Here is a 442-nt window from a genome sequence, read left to right as displayed (position 1 = left end):
CCTTAGAGAATCGTTCTCTTTGAGCTAAGGCGAGGCAACGCCGTACTGGTTTAAAGTTAATCCACTATATTGTCTAACGCACTTCAGCCACCTCCTTGTTCCATTATTCTTTTATAAAAACCAAAAGGTCGTCTGAAACCATTTCAGACGACCTTTTTATGCGTTTATATCTTTACTTTTATTCCCACTCAATCGTAGCAGGCGGTTTGCCGCTTACATCGTAAACCACGCGGTTGATGCCTTTGACTTCGTTGATGATGCGGTTGGACACGCGGCCGAGCAGCGAGTACGGCAGTTCTGCCCAATGTGCGGTCATGAAGTCGCTGGTGATGACTGCGCGCAGTGCGACGACGTAGTCATAAGTGCGCCCGTCGCCCATTACGCCGACGGATTTTACGGGCAGGAACACGGCGAAGGCTTGGCTAGTCAGGTCGTACCAAGA

General features: G+C 49.8%; 1 protein-coding gene. It reads right to left on the bottom strand.

The genetic code is table 11. The features are described 5' to 3' along the window. Window positions 1-178: 178 nt before the first annotated feature. Window positions 179-442: GMP synthase (glutamine-hydrolyzing) (locus ACTHUR_RS21140; RefSeq protein WP_440400769.1), on the bottom strand; the 264-nt coding region annotated here is incomplete at its 5' end.

The organism is Neisseria sp. P0021.S007, assembly GCF_051956855.1.
This window is presented reverse-complemented; position numbering and strand designations above follow the sequence as displayed.